The sequence below is a fragment of the Solibacillus sp. FSL R7-0682 genome, from assembly GCF_038005985.1.
Classification (GTDB): Bacteria; Bacillota; Bacilli; order Bacillales_A; family Planococcaceae; genus Solibacillus.
This window is the reverse complement of record NZ_JBBOUI010000001.1, coordinates 107,501-126,026: the sequence shown is the minus strand read 5'-3', so window position 1 is coordinate 126,026 and position 18,526 is coordinate 107,501. Positions and strand designations below refer to the sequence as shown.

General features: G+C 38.3%; 13 protein-coding genes, 6 tRNA genes and 2 rRNA genes (1 of these 21 only partly in view). All 21 read right to left on the bottom strand.

The window, feature by feature from the left end:
- Positions 1–62: 62 nt before the first annotated feature.
- Entirely contained in the window at positions 63–1,733 is a 1,671-nt protein-coding gene (locus tag MKZ17_RS00665; RefSeq protein WP_340721897.1) for an ATP-binding protein, read from the bottom strand.
- Positions 1,726–3,888, bottom strand: a complete 2,163-nt coding sequence (locus tag MKZ17_RS00660; protein WP_340721896.1) for a Mu transposase C-terminal domain-containing protein — start codon at positions 3,886–3,888, stop codon at positions 1,726–1,728. Before MKZ17_RS00660 ends, MKZ17_RS00665 begins: the two co-directional genes overlap by 8 nt.
- Complete coding sequence (locus MKZ17_RS00655) at positions 3,885–4,724, bottom strand: TnsA endonuclease N-terminal domain-containing protein (protein ID WP_340721895.1); 840 nt, start codon at positions 4,722–4,724, stop codon at positions 3,885–3,887. Before MKZ17_RS00655 ends, MKZ17_RS00660 begins: the two co-directional genes overlap by 4 nt.
- Before the next feature lie 154 nt (positions 4,725–4,878).
- Positions 4,879–6,678, bottom strand: a complete 1,800-nt coding sequence (gene glmS / locus MKZ17_RS00650; protein ID WP_340721894.1) for a glutamine--fructose-6-phosphate transaminase (isomerizing) — start codon at positions 6,676–6,678, stop codon at positions 4,879–4,881.
- Positions 6,679–7,234: 556 nt separating this feature from the next.
- The gene (locus MKZ17_RS00645) at positions 7,235–7,759 is read right to left on the bottom strand and encodes a type 1 glutamine amidotransferase domain-containing protein (protein ID WP_340721893.1); all 525 of its coding nucleotides are present in this window, start codon (positions 7,757–7,759) and stop codon (positions 7,235–7,237) included.
- 145 nt (positions 7,760–7,904) lie between these two features.
- Positions 7,905–9,257: a phosphoglucosamine mutase gene (glmM, locus tag MKZ17_RS00640; RefSeq protein ID WP_340721892.1), complete on the bottom strand. Its 1,353-nt coding sequence runs from the start codon at positions 9,255–9,257 to the stop codon at positions 7,905–7,907.
- Positions 9,258–9,349: 92 nt separating this feature from the next.
- Positions 9,350–10,366: a CdaR family protein gene (locus MKZ17_RS00635; RefSeq protein WP_340721891.1), complete on the bottom strand. Its 1,017-nt coding sequence runs from the start codon at positions 10,364–10,366 to the stop codon at positions 9,350–9,352.
- On the bottom strand, positions 10,359–11,195 hold the full coding sequence (gene cdaA / locus MKZ17_RS00630) for a diadenylate cyclase CdaA (protein ID WP_340721890.1): 837 nt from the start codon (positions 11,193–11,195) through the stop codon (positions 10,359–10,361). Before cdaA ends, MKZ17_RS00635 begins: the two co-directional genes overlap by 8 nt.
- A 153-nt stretch (positions 11,196–11,348) precedes the next feature.
- Complete coding sequence (locus MKZ17_RS00625) at positions 11,349–11,960, bottom strand: zf-HC2 domain-containing protein (protein WP_340721889.1); 612 nt, start codon at positions 11,958–11,960, stop codon at positions 11,349–11,351.
- Positions 11,961–11,973: 13 nt separating this feature from the next.
- Entirely contained in the window at positions 11,974–12,537 is a 564-nt protein-coding gene (gene sigW / locus MKZ17_RS00620) for an RNA polymerase sigma factor SigW (RefSeq protein WP_340721888.1), read from the bottom strand.
- 169 nt (positions 12,538–12,706) lie between these two features.
- Positions 12,707–13,612, bottom strand: coding sequence for an arginase (gene rocF / locus MKZ17_RS00615; RefSeq protein ID WP_340721887.1), 906 nt, complete (start codon positions 13,610–13,612; stop codon positions 12,707–12,709).
- A gap of 196 nt (positions 13,613–13,808) precedes the next feature.
- A tRNA-Lys gene (locus MKZ17_RS00610) sits at positions 13,809–13,881 on the bottom strand.
- A 17-nt stretch (positions 13,882–13,898) separates the two neighbouring features.
- A tRNA-Gln gene (locus MKZ17_RS00605) sits at positions 13,899–13,973 on the bottom strand.
- A 14-nt stretch (positions 13,974–13,987) separates the two neighbouring features.
- Positions 13,988–14,071, bottom strand: a tRNA-Tyr gene (locus MKZ17_RS00600).
- Positions 14,072–14,098: 27 nt separating this feature from the next.
- A tRNA-Val gene (locus MKZ17_RS00595) sits at positions 14,099–14,174 on the bottom strand.
- A gap of 43 nt (positions 14,175–14,217) precedes the next feature.
- A tRNA-Glu gene (locus MKZ17_RS00590) sits at positions 14,218–14,292 on the bottom strand.
- A 142-nt stretch (positions 14,293–14,434) separates the two neighbouring features.
- Positions 14,435–14,509 (bottom strand) — tRNA-Asn (locus MKZ17_RS00585).
- 226 nt (positions 14,510–14,735) lie between these two features.
- On the bottom strand, positions 14,736–16,031 hold the full coding sequence (locus MKZ17_RS00580; RefSeq protein ID WP_340721886.1) for an alpha/beta hydrolase: 1,296 nt from the start codon (positions 16,029–16,031) through the stop codon (positions 14,736–14,738).
- A gap of 112 nt (positions 16,032–16,143) precedes the next feature.
- On the bottom strand, positions 16,144–16,776 hold the full coding sequence (locus MKZ17_RS00575) for a FusB/FusC family EF-G-binding protein (protein ID WP_340721885.1): 633 nt from the start codon (positions 16,774–16,776) through the stop codon (positions 16,144–16,146).
- Positions 16,777–16,985: 209 nt separating this feature from the next.
- Positions 16,986–17,101: ribosomal RNA gene (gene rrf, locus MKZ17_RS00570) — 5S ribosomal RNA — on the bottom strand.
- A gap of 59 nt (positions 17,102–17,160) precedes the next feature.
- A 23S ribosomal RNA gene (locus MKZ17_RS00565) occupies positions 17,161–18,526 on the bottom strand; it runs 1,562 nt beyond the window's last position.

The following is an 18,526-nucleotide window of genomic DNA, read 5'->3' as shown; positions in this document are numbered from 1 at the left end:
GCATTTTACGCAATTACTGTAAAATGCGTTTTTAACAATTGTATTCTTGGTTAAAAATATAATTAATAAAACTCCTGCAATGTATTTTTTATATATCCATGACTTACTAATAATTCATATGAATGTTTTTTCTGTTTCAACGCACGCTCTCTTACGTCTAATAATGGAAGTAATTTCTTAGATGAGTTTGGCTTCTCTTTCCATTCTTTCGCTTTTTGATTCAATATAACTAACTCTTGGATTACTTGAAGTTTAATCGTATTGTAATCTATGTCAATTGCTGATGCCTTTACAACCTTATCTACTAACTTTTGAATCTCTCTAGTAGATAGTTCATCAAATATACCAATGGAGACTATATCTATATTCAAGTTCTCTATCATGTCGTGTCTTTTATATTCCAATGTATTCCGACGCTCTTTCATGGCAGCCTTAACTCGACCTTCATACACTGTATTTTGCTTATGATTTTGCATTAATTCGTCCAAATTAATCATAATATCCTCATATTTATACATAGCGGCAAAATCGTTATTGCGAATAGCGTTTAACATCGGCTGAATAATTTTCATATCCTTCTTAGCAGTTTGCTTCAACACTTTTGCTGTAATAATCTCTTTCTCATTGCTTTCATCAAACAAAGCTCTTTCTTGGGCCAATATAAAGAGATTTACAGCTACAGACGTAATACCCTGGCTTTCCTCATAAAATGTCTTTTTTACGTTTTCTGTTAGCTCAGAACGTGTTTTAAGGCATTGTAATTCCCATAATGTTTCTAAAAAGAAGTCCCATTCCTCACTATCTTCTGCCATCCGATCCCAAATAATAGCTCCATCACTTGCAGCACGTCGAGCTTGCCTAAAATTCCCTTTAAATAATTGCTGGGCTTTAGATGTACCAATCAGAACGGTTGGAATGCCTACCGTATTAGATAAAGTAACAAAGAAGTTTAACATTTCTTCTTGATCATTCTTTGCATGTAGCAAATGTTGAATTTCATCAATCACTAATACACCAATGCCGTACATACTCGCTAAAGAAGTCATATGTAAAAGCATTGTAGATGTAACACGATTTAAATAGCCGAATTTCTCTAAATAACGTGTACCTAACAAATCATCAATCGCTTTAAAAAAGCTTTTGCAAAGTGTTGAAAGACTACCATCGTACGGACAATCTATCTTTAGCCAAACAATCTGTGTGCGGTTAAACGGCTGTTGCTTATATACCTCATGCTTAATTACTTGAGGATACATTAATAACAATCGTTCGATTGCAGTTGTTTTACCAATACCTGAGATACCTATTATTGATAAACTATCTGCTGTCGAACGAATGTGATTTAATCGTTGATCAATATATTTATGGGCCTGATCTTCATCTTCACGTAATTCATGTAGTAATCGAATTTTTTCAAAAAATGTTTTATCTAAAGGGTTTCTAGCTAAATAACCTCTACGGATTAATGTTGATAAACGTCGCTCTACCTCAAAATGAATCGGTAATGGCTGAATAAAATTCTTCACGCGTTTTAACACATGGTAACGAATATTTGTCTCGCTTTGCTTATCTTGTTCACTAATGCGTGGTGTCACCATAAATCGATCTAGTACATCATCTTCACTAAAAATTGGTGGGAGAGCTTCAATAAAAGGATTTTGAATATATTCGGGAAGCAGTTGTTGCTTATAGTGAGCTTCCTCCATATCGCCTTTTAAGACGACATTATTCATCTTTTCCAAATTCCTCATCTCGCTTTCTCTTCAACTTTTCCATAAGACGTGAAGGTGACTTCTCTTCCTTTTGTTCTTCTAATTTTGTCCTAGATACAAAATCTATAACCTCTGTCGGCTGCTCAGCTACAGAAGAGGGAAAAGATAAATCGAACTTTTCTTCCTCCCGATTAACTTGTTTTTCATTTACTTTATTTTCTCTAATCGCCTCTAGCTTCTCTTTTTTACTCGTTGGTTGATGCAATGCCTTTTTCTTCTTTTTCTCAGCTCCCCTAATAATTTGCTCCATCATTGCGTCTGCATTAATAGTCAATTGCACTTGCTTTGAGCGTTCCTCTTCTTCTAGCTCATTTCTTAGTTGATGCTGAAAAACAACATCCTCTAAAAAATCCAATTTATATTGTTTACTTGGCTCTAGCAAAATACATGTTTCGTAGTCCATACCATTGTCACTTGGGATGTAAATTTTATCTATAGAACGTGGATCATACACAATTTCAATGCTTTTATTTTTCAACTTGGCATACCACTGTTCCTCTATAGCACGTTTTGAACCATATAATAAATTTTTAAATTTTATACCAGCTCTTGAAATAGTCGCCTTCTCACGTGGTAGTACATTCAATCGTAAAATATTTCTATCTATTGTACGCAAACGGCCTTTACGGTTTTGAATGCCCCAATTCCATAAATTAATAGGTGTTGGTACAATTCCATCTGTTATCATTTCTTTTTCCATTGGATATTTATCAATAATCTTATGATTGTGTTGTAGCACCATTGTAATAATTAATGAAGTGAATTCTTTTAAGTTCAATGTAGCGTTTAACCGATAATCTATGTCTCCACGTTCTCGGTATTCCTTTTGAATTGCACCTGGCGCTTTTTGTTTTACTTTTCCGTTGAACGTCCTAAATTTACGCTCAACAATCCCTTTTAAATCACCACGATAAGCCGTTGTATTTTCAATTTTTACATTCAAATTATTAATCAGCCCAGCTACTGAATACCCTTCAAATTCCCCTCTATCTGCAATGATAATTTCAGGTAAATGATACGTCGGCCATTGTTCTTCTGTAATCTCAATATCATATTGCTTACAAAATTCAACCTTATCAGCAATCATATTATCCAGTGCCATCATTGCACCTATCCATGATGGTCCCTCTAAACCAACATAAATTCCCGTAATAATACGTGAGTAGACATCTACGACTGCATAAACAACAGGTCTACCAATAACTTTATTTACATCATAAGAGCTTACTAAATAGATATCTGCAGCCGTTGCATCAATTTGAAAACGCGTCCCTGGACCATTTGTTTCTACTTTAGAATTACTAATAAGTGGTCGATGCTTTAACTCATATTCCTTAGTACTTTGACGGAATTCAATATCTTTCTTAGGATCTTCAAACTTTTTGAACCAGTAGTAAAATTGCTGGTAGGATGGTATACGATTCGCTTCCCAAATTCGATATTGAAGCTCTCCGTTTTCTTTATAACGTTCCGAATAGAAATCACGCAAAATGAAATGATACACATCTTTTAATGAGTAGTTATTCGTTTTACGATAATATTTATTAATGGCATGTTCAAATTGTGTTTTAATCTCATCCGTTATATTAATACCACTTCGGTATTCACCATTTACTGTTACTCTACGTGGTCGTCCAACCTTATCCTCACTTAGATTTTTTGTTTTTCCTCGACCACCTGAGTTTGCATAATCAGGTAACATGGCATTTTTATTCATACCTCGCTGCCAATAGCGACTAAGTATCTTTTTAACTTTTGTTGGAGTAACATCCAGCGTAGTTGCAATCTCTTTAATTTTTGTTTCCCTACCACTTTTTTGGAGTAAATTTCCCATATGTTGAACGCAATTCATTTGAATAATTTCCCAGTCTGTATTACGTTTGTAAATTTGAACCTCGGTTAATTCTTCCTCCTTCACAACACGTGCAAAGGGATCAGTTATAAGAAGCCACTCTTTTTGTTCAATATCGGTTAATAATGAGGAATACAGCTCTTTTTTGGGCATAGATGTGTTAGCGTCAATATTGACAAAATACACATAGGATTCTTCGATTTCAATAATCCGAATACGAGTTGAATCTTTTACAGATTGAAGTACTTGATTAATATATATCATCCGTATTTCACCTTTTCCAACTTACCTTCATCGATTGATTGAATGACAATAGGTTGTTCAACATTGAAAACCTCTGACATATCTATTCGTATAATTTTCTTTGCCAGTAAATGATAAAATAACGTCATTCCACTACCTACAGGCATATGCGTTTCTTTATCAAATACGTTTGTAATCTCTCTAATACTCAGACTTTCATTTAAGATCCTATGTAACAATGCCATTACTAAATCCTCAATATGTTGTTGATTTATATTTTGAAAAGCGTCGTAGCTTTGAATATCATAATAATCGTGAATATAGCTAATGTTCCGCGCCATTTCTTTAGGAATCTCTAGCTCTGTTACTATACCCCAATCAATTTGTCGTCTTTCCCAGTAAACTCGCTCTATTTCGAATTTCTCAAGAACTCGCTCATTTAAAAGATCATCCTTCATCTTTATTGTTCTCGCAACTTCTACTAATCCATCACCTTTATCTATAGTGAGGAGAAAATCAGTTGTCATCACAATTGGCTCATTCGTCTGGGGGTCTGTAGGATGTTTAATACCTAACTCATCAGCAATAACAATTGTTTCTTCTAATTGTAATAAGGGGAATTGTTCTCGAATATCCACAACATAATCAGAATACTCTGTCACAAAAAAATAGTTTCGCTCTAAATCCGATAGAAATTCATGTTGTCTATTTGTTTTAATACCTCTTAAGCGTGTAGACCTACCCAACGATGAAACATCCTGAATATTTAACCACGGTTTATAATCCGCACCTATTCCAGAACCTCGACCTTCTTTAATCCACTTCTCAACTTTAGATGTCCTAGTTCTTTTAGACATAAAAAAACACTCCTTTAGATTATAGTAATCTAAAGGAGTAAAACGGTGCAACTTTTTTAAAAACGGTATAACTTTATTTAAAACGATACATCTTTTTTAAAAACGGTATAACTTTATTTAAAATCTACATAAAGAAATACATTTATCATATCCACTACTCTACCGTAACTGATTTCGCTAAGTTACGTGGTTTATCTACGTCACAGCGACGGTGTAATGCTGCGTAATAGCTAATTAATTGCAGTGGAACAACGGCTACTAATGGTGTTAATAGCTCGTGAACAGAAGGGATAATTAATGTGTCGCCTTCCTCTTCTAAGCCTTCCATTGCAATGATGCAAGCGTTCGCGCCGCGCGCTACGACTTCCTTCACATTACCACGAATGTTTAATGCCACATCTTTTTGCGTTGCTAATGCGAATACTGGTGTGCCTTCTTCGATTAACGCAATTGTACCGTGCTTTAACTCCCCACCAGCAAAACCTTCTGCTTGAATATAAGAGATCTCTTTTAGCTTTAATGCGCCCTCTAATGATACGTAGAAGTCTACGTTACGGCCAATGAAGAATGCATTACGTGCAATTTTTAAGAAGTCTTCTGCGATTTGCTCCATTGTTTCTTTTGAATCAATGATTGTTTGAATGCCGTTTGCCACAATCGCAAGCTCTTGTTTTAAATCAAAGTCAATTGCTACACCTGTTTTCTTCGCAACTGCATAAGCTGCTACTGCTAAAACTGCTACTTGCGCTACATATGCTTTTGTAGAAGCAACTGCAATTTCTGGACCCGCATGTAATAATAATGTGTAGTCCGCTTCACGAGAAAGTGTAGAACCTTGTACGTTTGTTACTGTTAGTGCTTTGTAGCCAAGCTCTTTAATTTTTACTAATACTTGGCGGCTATCTGCCGTTTCTCCTGATTGAGAAATGAAAATAAATAATGGTTTTTTCGATAATAATGGCATGTTGTAGCCGAACTCACTTGAAATGTGTACTTCTACTGGAATACCTGCAATTTTTTCAAAATATTGCTTACCGATTAAACCTGCATGGTAACTCGTACCTGCTGCAATAATATATAAACGATCTGCCTCAGCAATGGCCTCTAAAATATCTGCGTCGATTGAGACATCATCGCCTTGCTCATAAGCTTGAATAATTTTTCGGATAACTGTTGGCTGTTCATCCATTTCTTTTAACATGTAGTGTGGGTATGTGCCCTTTTCAATATCAGAAGCATCTAATTCCGCTTTGAATGGTGCGCGCTCTACTGGGCGACCATCTAATGTTGAAATTTCTACTTTGTCTTTCTTTACGATTACTACCTCTTTATCGTGTAACTCGACAAATTGATCTGTTACTTGTAGCATTGCCATAGCATCAGATGCAACTACGTTGAACGTATCGCCTACCCCAACTAACAATGGAGATTTGTTTTTCGCTACGTAAATTGTTTCTACGTCTTCGTTATCTAATAGTGCTAACGCATAAGAACCATGTAATAATGATAACGTTTTACGGAATGCTTCAACTGTTGATAAGCCTTCTTTTGCAAATAAGTCCACTAGCTGAACGATTACTTCTGTATCCGTATCTGACTGCATTTGGATGCCTTTTAAATACGCTTTTTGTAATAAGTGATAGTTTTCGATTACCCCATTGTGTACTAATGTGTAACGACCTGAAGCACTCGTATGTGGATGTGCGTTTAAGCGGTTTGGTACACCGTGTGTTGCCCAGCGTGTATGACCAATCCCTACATTTGCTTCTACATCTTCGTCTACTGCCTTACGTAAATCCGCAATACGACCTTTTTCTTTGAAGATAGTAATACCTTCTTCGTTATGAACAGCAATACCAGCTGAGTCATAACCACGGTACTCTAATTTCTCTAAGCCTTTTAATAAAATTTCCTTCGCGTCTAATACGCCGTTATATCCTACAATCCCACACATAATTTCGTTTCCTCCGAATCAATCGGCTACATCCTGAATGTTTTTTGCAATAAGAAAACAGACTACACTCTGCCCTTTTGCCCATTCGCTTCAAGCACTCAACGAATGGTGATGAGTTACTCTGTTTAGTAAATGCATCACTACTGTTGGCGCTTTTTTGTAAGAGAGGATGTAGCATACGATAATTTTTTTGTATTATGCCTTTTCGTCTTCTTGTGCAGCAGATTGCTCTACTGTTTTAAAACGAAATTACAACCGGGCATATGCGGTCGGGAGGTACCCGCCGAAATTTCGATAAACCTCCACCTCGTCAACTAAGGATTACATGGTCCGCTCTATTTCCTTAGCTCAGGCGCTATTATTGTTTTTCCGATTTTTTTTGCGCAATTATTCACTCCTTTTAGCGCACTTGCAAGCTATTAATCTCACAAGTATTTTCATCATACATTAAGTATATTTCATTCGTCAAATAAAGGTCCATGATGGGGGCAATTCAGCAAAAATACCTCGCTTCAATCATTTAAGCGAGGCATTTTCTCAAACAAATCTTGTATTTTTAAAGACCCTTTTCTTCTAAAAGCTTCACAATTTCTCGGTTGAATGCTGGTAAATCATCCGGTGTTCGGCTCGTGACAAGCTGCTTTTGACAGACGAAAACCTCTTCATCATGATAGGTTGCACCCGCATATTCTAAATCAACTTTAATTGATTTGTATCCTGTTGTATCGCGACCTTCTAATGATTTTGCTGTTATTAACAATTGTGGCCCATGACAGATAGCAAATACTGGCTTCATTTCATCCATGAAATGCTTTGTAAATGCGACAACACGGTCATCATCGCGCAGTAAATCCGGTGAAAATCCACCTGGGATAAACAACGCATCAAAGTCTGCAGGATTTACATCTGCTACGCCTTTATCAATTTGTACCGTTGATTCACCGCGCTTACCTTTCACTGACTTATTCCCTTCTTTGTCAATCGTCACAAGTATATGGCCTGCAGCCTCTAGTGCCTCTTTTGGACTTGTGAATTCCACATCTTCAAACTTATCTGTAATCAATGTTGCAATCTTTGCCAATGTAAAACACTCCTTTGTATTTAAGGTACATTTAGATGAATTCCCTTTCAACAAGCATTTTAAACGTTCAATTTTGCTTCATCGCATCTATGAAAAAAGCGCTAGAAACAAATCAATTTGTTTCTAGCGCTCTAGTGTTTTTTTATTATTCAGCTAATCCCATTTCCGCGCGTACTACATCGGCAATACGGTTTACATAGTTTTCACAAGCTTCTTCTGTAGCTGCTTCGACCATTACACGTACTAAAGGCTCCGTGCCAGATGGGCGGACTAATACACGACCATTTCCAGCCATTTCTGTCTCTACCTCTGTGATGACAGCAGCCACTTTTTCATTTTGAGTTACTGCATGCTTGTCTGTCACACGAACGTTTACTAAACGTTGTGGGAAGATTGTCATTTCCGCTGCTAGCTCAGATAATTTTTTGTCAGTCGCTTTCATAATGGCAACGAGCTGAATCCCTGTAAGTAAACCATCACCTGTTGTATTGTAATCTAAAAATACGATGTGCCCCGATTGTTCGCCACCTACATTGTAGTTGTTAGCACGCATTTCTTCTACAACATAACGGTCTCCAACGGCTGTTTGAACACTTGTCATTTCATTTTCTTCTAACGCCTTGTAGAAGCCCATGTTACTCATAACTGTTGAAACAACTGTATTTTTATTTAAACGACCTTTTGCATTTAAGTACTTCCCAATAATGAACATAATTTGGTCACCATCAACGATTTTTCCTTCTTCGTCTACTGCGATTAAACGGTCCCCGTCACCATCGAACGCAAGGCCGATATGTGCACCACGCTCTACGACAAATGCTGCAAGCTTTTCAGGATGTGTAGAACCAACACCCTCATTAATATTTAAACCATCTGGTGAAGCGCCCATCGTTGAAATATCAGCTTCTAAATCTGCAAATAAATGAGTTGCTAAAGCCGATGTTGCACCGTGCGCACAATCTAATGCGACATGTAGACCGATAAAGTCTTCATCAACTGTTTGTTTTAAGTATGAAATATATTTTTGACCACCTTCGAAGTAGTCTGTAACTGATCCAATGGCAGCGCCTACTGGACGCGGTAATGTATCTTCTTCTGCATCAATTAAGCTTTCAATTTCTGCTTCTTGTGCGTCTGTTAATTTAAAGCCGTCTGGGCCGAAAAATTTAATGCCGTTATCTGCGACAGGATTGTGTGATGCTGAAATCATGACACCCGCTTCTGCATTCATCACGCGCGATAAGTATGCGACACCTGGTGTACTGATGACCCCTAATCGCATTACTTCTGCACCGATTGAAAGTAGACCCGCAACTAATGCGCCCTCTAACATTTCCCCAGAAATACGTGTATCACGTCCAATTAATACTTTCGGGCGATCTTTTGCATCCTTCGTTAACACGTAGCCGCCAATACGACCTAGTTTAAACGCGAACTCTGGTGTTAGCTCACTATTAGCGACACCACGGACGCCATCTGTTCCGAAATATTTACCCATTACTTTTTCTCTCCTTCAACGCTTGACATTTCATACGTTTGTTTAAATTATCCGCCTCATCAAGCGGATGCTCGTTCATACATTGCTGTAATTCAGTTGTTTCCCTCTGCTTCGTCTACATTCGTATCTGCATCAACTTGGCTATCCGTTGACTCCTCTATATTGACTTGCTCACTAATTACGGTTGCATGAATCATAATTTTATTTTTTGATAATTTTGTTGCGCCAGTAGGCATTGCTACCTCAAACTCATATGAACCTGATTCTGTAATTTTAGCTAGATCCACTTCTACTTCTACATGATCTAGAACATCTAATGATGCCTTTGTACCAAAAACAGCGATTTTTGAAGGCTCCACTGTTAACTTTTCAATTGTTACACCTTCATTAGCTTCCCCTATTTCTTTAATTGTAAGCGGGAGCTCTCGACTATATTCATTAATCTCTACTTGTACTTTTATTTTTTCAGGATTAATTCGTACATCAAGCTTATTTAAATCTCTATCTAAAACTTTTACAGTAGTTTCTTGCTCAAATGATTTGTTTAATCCCTTTTCACCTGTAACAGTGGCTTTTACATAGCTTATGCTATCAATGACACTTTTTGCTCCTGTAATGGATACACGGCCAGGCTCAGCTTTCATACCCTTTACGAAGTGATCCTCTGCCACAAGGCGATTGTTCATCTCTGGCTCAACACGAAACTCTTCTGTTATTTTCTCTTCTATTTCAATATTGATTGTTCGTGGTTCAATTGCCACTTCTAGTTTTTCAGAAAAGTTTTCTTGCTGTATTGTAACGCTATGTTCGCCAATTAACAATGAGTTTAAATCAACAAAAACTTTAAAATCCTTTTCAAGCTTTGTTTTTAATACAATTGGCGTCGGTCCAGAAATTTTCACATCAACTGTTTCTGGTACACCAGTGACGAATAAATTCTCGTCATCATAATACACTTCTAATGGGACATTTGTAATAACATCTGTCTCATTTGATGTACCATTTTCATTTTGACGATTGGCTTCTGTTTGAATATAAAAGAATAATAATCCTGCTAATAAAAGTGATGCTATACGTAGCATCCACGGGCTATCGAATAACTTATCCATTCTTCTTCCCTCCCCAAGTCCACTTAGATGCTAAGTTAGAATCTTGCTCAGGGCCAAACCACATTTTACGTAGTAGCTCTTCAAATTCCTGTATAGAAATATTGCGGTGCAAGTTGCCATTTGCCGTAATACTTATGGCACCTGTTTCCTCAGAAACAACAACTGTTATAGCATCAGTCACTTCACTCAAGCCAAGTGCTGCTCGGTGACGTGTCCCTAGCTCCTTTGAAATAAACGCACTTTCTGAAAGTGGTAAATAACATGCTGCAGCTGCAACTTGATTTTTTTGAATAATGACCGCACCATCATGGAGTGGCGTATTTGGAATAAAAATATTAATCATCAGTTCTGAAGAAATTTGAGCATCCATTTTAATACCCGTTTCTACATATTCATTCAGACCTGTTTCTCTTTCAATGGAAATTAACGCACCAATGCGACGTTTTGCCATGTAACTAACAGATTTTTTCATCGCTTCAATTAAACGATTTTGCTCATCATCTTGCTGATTATTTGTCCGCTGAAAAATTTTCCCTCGTCCAATTTGCTCAAGTGCCCTACGTATTTCTGGCTGGAAGATAATGATGATGGCTAAGAAACCCCAATCGATGACTTCTTGTAATAACCAATCTAACGTGTCTAACCCTAACACATAGGTAGCCAATTTTGCTAAAACAATAACAAATAGACCATTTAATAACTGTACTGCTTTTGTTCCTTTGATCAGGGTTAATGCTTTATAAATTACGTACCACACGAGCAGTACGTCTAATAATTTCAATATCACTTCGATTGCTGTGATATCTGTAAATTGCTCAATTATTTGCACGTGGCATCCCCCACTTTTAATAGCTAATCCATACTGCCTTTAGTATAGCACAATTTGGCAGTAGATTAACTTTCTCAAAGAAAAAAGTCTACTCAAACGAGTAGACTTTGCTTTCTTTTATAGAACGTCATTTTTTAGTAAAAAGTTTCAACATTATTCAAATAACCCAACAAAATCATTAAATCCACTTTTAATGTTGTACCATAGCCATTCAAACACTTCGTCAATTTCTTCCACTTGCCCTGTCACAACTGCTGTCGATGCCATGTAATTGCCGTTAATCACAGTTACATTCCCATCAACTTCACCTTCAATGACAATATCCCCATTTTTTACGACGATATCTCCTTTTACAACTTCACCTGCTGGCACCGTTACGGTTTGGCCATCTACAACTAAATTAGGTTGCTTTGTAACAGAGAATTGATTGTCATTTGAGTAGTTACCTAGCAATGTAGCACTCATGAATAAGCAAAATACAGCTGCTGCCACTAACACTGGATGCTGGCGGAACCAACGTTTTATGCCGACAGAACTTTTGCGTTTCGGTAAACGACCTATTACTTGTTCCTCAAAGCCAGGAGGGGCAGTAATATGCGCTGCACTCTTGATAAACGCAACCGTGTCACTTAATTCATGCATATGTTGTTGGCAATCAGGGCATGTTTGTAAGTGAAGCTTCAGCTGTTGCTCATGCTCACGACTAATATCACCATCTAAATATTCGTGCATATAATTGACGAATTCTGATGCACACGTTTTCATGCGTATCGTCCTCCTATAAATTATTTAACTGCTTTCGTAAAGCTTCTCGTCCACGGTGGATACGCGTTTTTACCGTCCCTAGTGGCATATCTAAAATTTCACTAATTTCTTGAAGCGACATTTCTTCAATATATTTTAAAACGATTACCGAACGATATTTGTCTGGTAAGCGGCTGATTTCATATTGGATACGATCTTGAAGCTCCATTTGCTCAACGGCTTCCTCAGGAAGTTGTTCGTCTGCAGCAATTTGTGAGTACATATCAAGACCATCCGTACCGGCGACCTCAGCATCTAAATAATAATCTGGCTTCTTCTTTCGTATACGGTCAATACAAAGATTCGTTGCGATTCGGTAAAGCCATGTAGAAAATTTCCTTTTTTGGTCGTAAGAATGTAAGTTAATATAAGCACGTATAAAAGCTTCCTGTGCAATATCCTCCGCTTCTTGTTTGTTACCAAGCATCCGGTAACATACTTGATACAGCTTGTGCTGGTAGAGGTTAACAATATCGGCATATGCGTTTTGATCACCTTTAAGCACTTGCTTTATTCTTTTATTCACTAACGCATCCATTGTCTTTTCTCTCCACCTTTTTAGCTGTTCTATATTTACGGTTAGGTTGCCAAAAGGTTTCACTTTTAACGTAAAACTTTTTTGAAAAAAAGGCTACATTTCAACCACCGCAAAATCCGTTATTTATTATAACAAATTTCTCGGTAAAGAATGGGATATTTTTCAATTTTCACACTAAAGTTTCCCCAAATAACGAACCAATCAACGCGACCGCAACATCTGCTGTTTTATTGCGCTCATCTAAGATTGGATTTACCTCTACAAATTCTGTCGATGTAAGGAGGCCTGACTCTTGTATCATTTCCATTGCTAAGTGGCTTTCCCTGTACGTAATCCCACCTGCTACTGGCGTCCCTACACCCGGTGTATACAATGGATCTAAAGCATCTAAATCCAATGATAAGTGAAGCCCATCAATTTTACGCTCTTTAAAATATTTTATTGTTTCTTCCATTACATAGGTCATTCCTAAACGATCAATTTCATGCATTGTATACACTTTAATGCCGCGCTCTTTAATAAGAAGACGTTCACCCTCATCAATTGAGCGACCCCCAATAATAACAATGTTCTCCTGTTTAATTTTTGGTGCACCATGTAAAATTGACGTCAATCTTTCATGACCAAGACCTAAGCTTGTTGCAAGCGGCATACCATGGATATTTCCAGAAGGAGTTGTTTCGGGTGTATTTAGATCTGCATGAGCATCAAACCAAATAATGCCCATATTCTCATATTTCATAGAAAGGCCTGCTAACGTCCCAATTGCAATACTATGGTCGCCACCAAGCACTAAAGGAAATCTATTCATTTCAAGTACGTCTCGCACTTTCTCAGCTAATGCTGTGTTAACCTTAACTACCTCATCTAGGTTTAAAAGCTTTTCATCCACTTCACTTAAAACATCTCGGTCTACTACTTGAATATTGCCTTCATCCTCGACATCGTACCCAAGCATAACTAAACGATGTTGTAACCCCGCATATCGAATTGCGCTTGGACCCATATCGACTCCACGCCGTTGTTGACCATAATCACATGGTACGCCAATAATTGAAACTTCTTTTTTCTCCATGATTGTCATCTCCCAATTGTGCTCAAATAAGTCTCATACTTCCCTTTTCTCATCTCCACTATTACTCTTACATCAAATTCGAGACAAGGTTATCATTTCCCTTTTTGAACGCAAAAAATCCTTTACTAAGTATTTTAAGTAAAGGATTGGATTTTTATATTTAAGTACACTTCATATTATAATTATAAATGAAAAGTGAGCCATGAAGGACTCGAACCTTCGACCCTCTGATTAAAAGTCAGATGCTCTACCAACTGAGCTAATGGCTCATAAAAAATAAAAAAAATGGCTGGGGTACTAGGATTCGAACCTAGGCATGACGGAATCAAAATCCGTTGCCTTACCGCTTGGCTATACCCCAATCATTTAATTAGATGGTGGAGGGGGACGGATTCGAACCGCCGAACCCTAAGGAGCGGATTTACAGTCCGCCGCGTTTAGCCACTTCGCTACCCCTCCGACATAAGTACAACACTGTTAAAATAATGGTGGAGGATGACGGGCTCGAACCGCCGACCCCCTGCTTGTAAGGCAGGTGCTCTCCCAGCTGAGCTAATCCTCCATACGTAACAAGTGTTATTTTTATTTTTTTATGAAGCCTTAAATGGTGACCCGTACGGGATTCGAACCCGTGTTACCGCCGTGAAAGGGCGGTGTCTTAACCACTTGACCAACGGGCCATTCGTAATAATCTTTGTCCTCTTTAAGACAAGATTTATAATATCATCTTTTCTCTGTTAGCGCAACTCTTTTTTTGAAACTTTTTTTAAAATATTTATTTTCTATTTAAACTTGAATTTTTTCTAAAAATAAGCAAAAAAATGGCTCCGAAGGTAGGACTCGAACCTACGACCAACCGGTTAACAGCCGGTTGCTCTACCACTGAGCTACTTCGGAACGTTACTATATTATGTATGTACTTCAACATTCTTTTGAATACATTTATTATTATAACAACGAAAGAAATTTATACAAGAGGTTTTTTATAATTATTAGAGTATTTTTCGATATTTTTCGAATTTTTTGCTTAAACGAGAATTTTTTTGCTGTACTACTAATATCTAGGGAGATCCCCCAAAAAATAAAGCTGAATTCTCGCTTTGAATCCAGCATTTTTCTTATTTTACTTAATAAATTGAACTATTTTTTCTATTAATCCACTTGCTAATGGAAGTGACGGATTTGAGTAGCTCGCTACATTTTCTTCTCGGTCAACAGAAACATCTTTTAATACGTGATTCATTTTTTCAAAATAATAAACCGTCGCATCAGGCTTTGCTGCTTTTAGTGCTTGCCCATCTTCTTTTGTCACTTGGATATCATTTTCCCCTTGTATGATTAGAACAGGTACCTTAACTTTGCTTAACTCATTTTGAGGTGCGTATTTTAACCACGAGATCAAATACGGTTGTACAGATGGCCTAAATAGAGATTGTAATTCAGCTGATACGTTCGTAACCTTTTCTCCTGCCTTTAACTTTTCTAAAGTAGCTTTTGCCTCTGTCAACAAATTCGGTGGTAAGTTTGATGTTAATTGCTCATTTAAAATAATATCTGCTGCTCTTCCGGCTCCTGCTAAGAGTGTTAAAGAAGCTATGTCTACTTTATGCGCAACTAAGGTCATAATTAGTGCCCCTTCGCTATGCCCTATTAAATGTATTTTATTAAAACGGTCATCTTCTTTCACATAGTCAATAATGGATTCTACATCTTCTACATAAGCTTCCAATACTAGATTTTCTTCCTTAGTTAGTAACGCTCTATTCTCACCAATCCCCCGTTTATCAAATCGAATTGAAGCAATACCCTGTTCTGCTAATTCTTCTGCAATCATCTTTAAACTATTATTCGAGCCACCACCTAATGTATTGCCATCTTTATTTGTTGGTCCTGAACCAGCATGGATAATAACAATTTCACCAGTAGGTTGTTCTGGCATTTGAAGCGCTACCTTTAAATCTCCACCCTTTACAGGAATGGCTAGGGAGTCATAGGATAATGGCTGCTCTTTATAGATCTTTAATTTTAGCGGAAACGACTGTCCGTTTTGCGTAAACGTTCCAATAATTTGATCTCCAACCAATTCCCCGTCAATTTTTATAAGGGCACCTGCTAAATCAATTTGAATGGCTACACTTGTATCATCATATTTTATCGATTCAAATGGAAAATCAGTTAAACCTTGTACAGGTACTGACATGCTTCCTTTATCTTTCCCTAGCGTTAATATAATTTCTAAAGGCGCCTGAGGAATGTCGATCATTCCTTGCCACTTACCGAGCATCACGTTTGACACTTCCATCTCTCCCTCCTCCTTCACTAATTCTGTAGACGAGTTCGATTGCTCCTCTTTTGATTCATTTTCTCCACATGCAGTTAATAATAGTGACATACTTGCTAAGCAAATAATTCTTTTCATAATTCCCTTCCTTCCAATATAGCTTTACCATTTTTACGGAAGTAATAGGAAAAAGTTTCAAGTATGTTATAAATAAAAAAGATCAAGGTAGTCTATACCATGATCTAAAATACTATATGATATTACGTGCAACAAACGCCTCAAGCTTAGTGTAATTGCTCACATTGGAATTACAACTTTCGACATTATCACAAATATAATTACTATATGATGTATAAGCATCTGCCTGCCCCTTTACAGTAGCCGTAAACAAATGAACATCACTATGCTGATTACAAATCGCACAAACACCCTTAATAGGCTTTTGAAGCTTTACCACACCTCTTAAGCCAATATATTCATCTTCTTTCTCTATTACGATATATTGGCGATGCGTACTTACATCAAGCCAAGATAAATAGCTAATGCCATACCAATTTACTCTCTCTAAATTAGGTAGTCTTAGCTTTTTCTCTTTTCGAAATAACTTTTGTAGTTCCTTTTCCGAGATTGCTTTAAATGGAACTGTGTAGGCTTTTAAGCTATTAATAAAGAGTTCTGCTCCTATAGTTTCTGAAATAGTTTCAACTTCGGACAGGATTGTTTCATCCACTACTGTTAAATTTTCACGAAGTTCTGCTGTAGCGAGCCCTCGAACAGTATTAATTATATGAGGATCTTTTGAGGTCATATAAGCAGACAAAATTTTGTTAACTTGTTTTTCAATTAATCTTACATCAGCAACGGTTAAAAAGGGTATAGTCATTTCACATTCCTCCCATCTTGCTTATTATCATTGAAAATGAATTGAAACGCCATTAAAAGTATATATGAATTTTAAATGAGTTATTGATGACTACTATTTTAAATAATTTATAGATGAAGTATAAAAGAAAAGGCAAAGAGGAGGATAACTAATATTTTTTGTACAAAATAAAAAAGCCACTACTGATAAAATCAGCAGCGACTTTTTGAGCGAAGCGACGTCCTACTCTCGCAGGGGGAAGCCCCCAACTACCATCGGCGCTAAAGAGCTTAACTTCCGTGTTCGGTATGGGAACGGGTGTGACCTCTTTGCCATCATCACTTCACTATGAAAGTTTGTTCTTTCAAAACTGGATAAACGTTTCATTGAATTATGCAATAAAATGTGGTTAAGTCCTCGACCGATTAGTATTCGTCAGCTCCATACGTCACCGCACTTCCACCTCGAACCTATCTACCTGATCGTCTTTCAGGGGTCTTACTTACTTGCGTAATGGGAAATCTCATCTTGAGGGGGGCTTCATGCTTAGATGCTTTCAGCACTTATCCCGTCCACACATAGCTACCCAGCGATGCCTTTGGCAAGACAACTGGTACACCAGCGGTGTGTCCATCCCGGTCCTCTCGTACTAAGGACAGCTCCTCTCAAATTTCCTACGCCCACGACGGATAGGGACCGAACTGTCTCACGACGTTCTGAACCCAGCTCGCGTACCGCTTTAATGGGCGAACAGCCCAACCCTTGGGACCGACTACAGCCCCAGGATGCGATGAGCCGACATCGAGGTGCCAAACCTCCCCGTCGATGTGGACTCTTGGGGGAGATAAGCCTGTTATCCCCGGGGTAGCTTTTATCCGTTGAGCGATGGCCCTTCCATGCGGAACCACCGGATCACTAAGCCCGTCTTTCGACCCTGCTCGACTTGTAGGTCTCGCAGTCAAGCTCCCTTATGCCTTTACACTCTTCGAATGATTTCCAACCATTCTGAGGGAACCTTTGGGCGCCTCCGTTACCTTTTAGGAGGCGACCGCCCCAGTCAAACTGTCCGCCTGACACTGTCTCCTACCCCGCTAAGGGGCATGGGTTAGAAGTTCAATACAACCAGGGTAGTATCCCACCGACGCCTCCTTCGAAGCTGGCGCTCCGAGATCTCTGGCTCCTACCTATCCTGTACAAGTTGTACCAAAATTCAATATCAGGCTACAGTAAAGCTCCACGGGGTCTTTCCGTCCTGTCGCGGGTAACCTGCATCTTCACAGGTACTATAATTTCACCGAGTCTCTCGTTGAGACAGTGCCCAGATCGTTACGCCTTTCGTGCGGGTCGGAACTTACCCGACAAGGAATTTCGCTACCTTAGGACCGTTATAGTTACGGCCGCCGTTTACTGGGGCTTCAATTCGCAGCTTCGCTTGCGCTAACCACTCCTCTTAACCTTCCAGCACCGGGCAGGCGTCAGCCCCTATACGTCACCTTACGGTTTTGCAGAGACCTGTGTTTTTGCTAAACAGTCGCCTGGGCCTATTCACTGCGGCTCTCATGCGCTTGCACGCTCAAGAGCACCCCTTCTCCCGAAGTTACGGGGTCATTTTGCCGAGTTCCTTAACGAGAGTTCTCTCGCACACCTTAGGATTCTCTCCTCGACTACCTGTGTCGGTTTGCGGTACGGGCACCTCTCACCTCGATAGAGGCTTTTCTTGGCAGTGTGAAATCAGGAACTTCGCTCATACGAGCTCGTCATCACAGCTCAA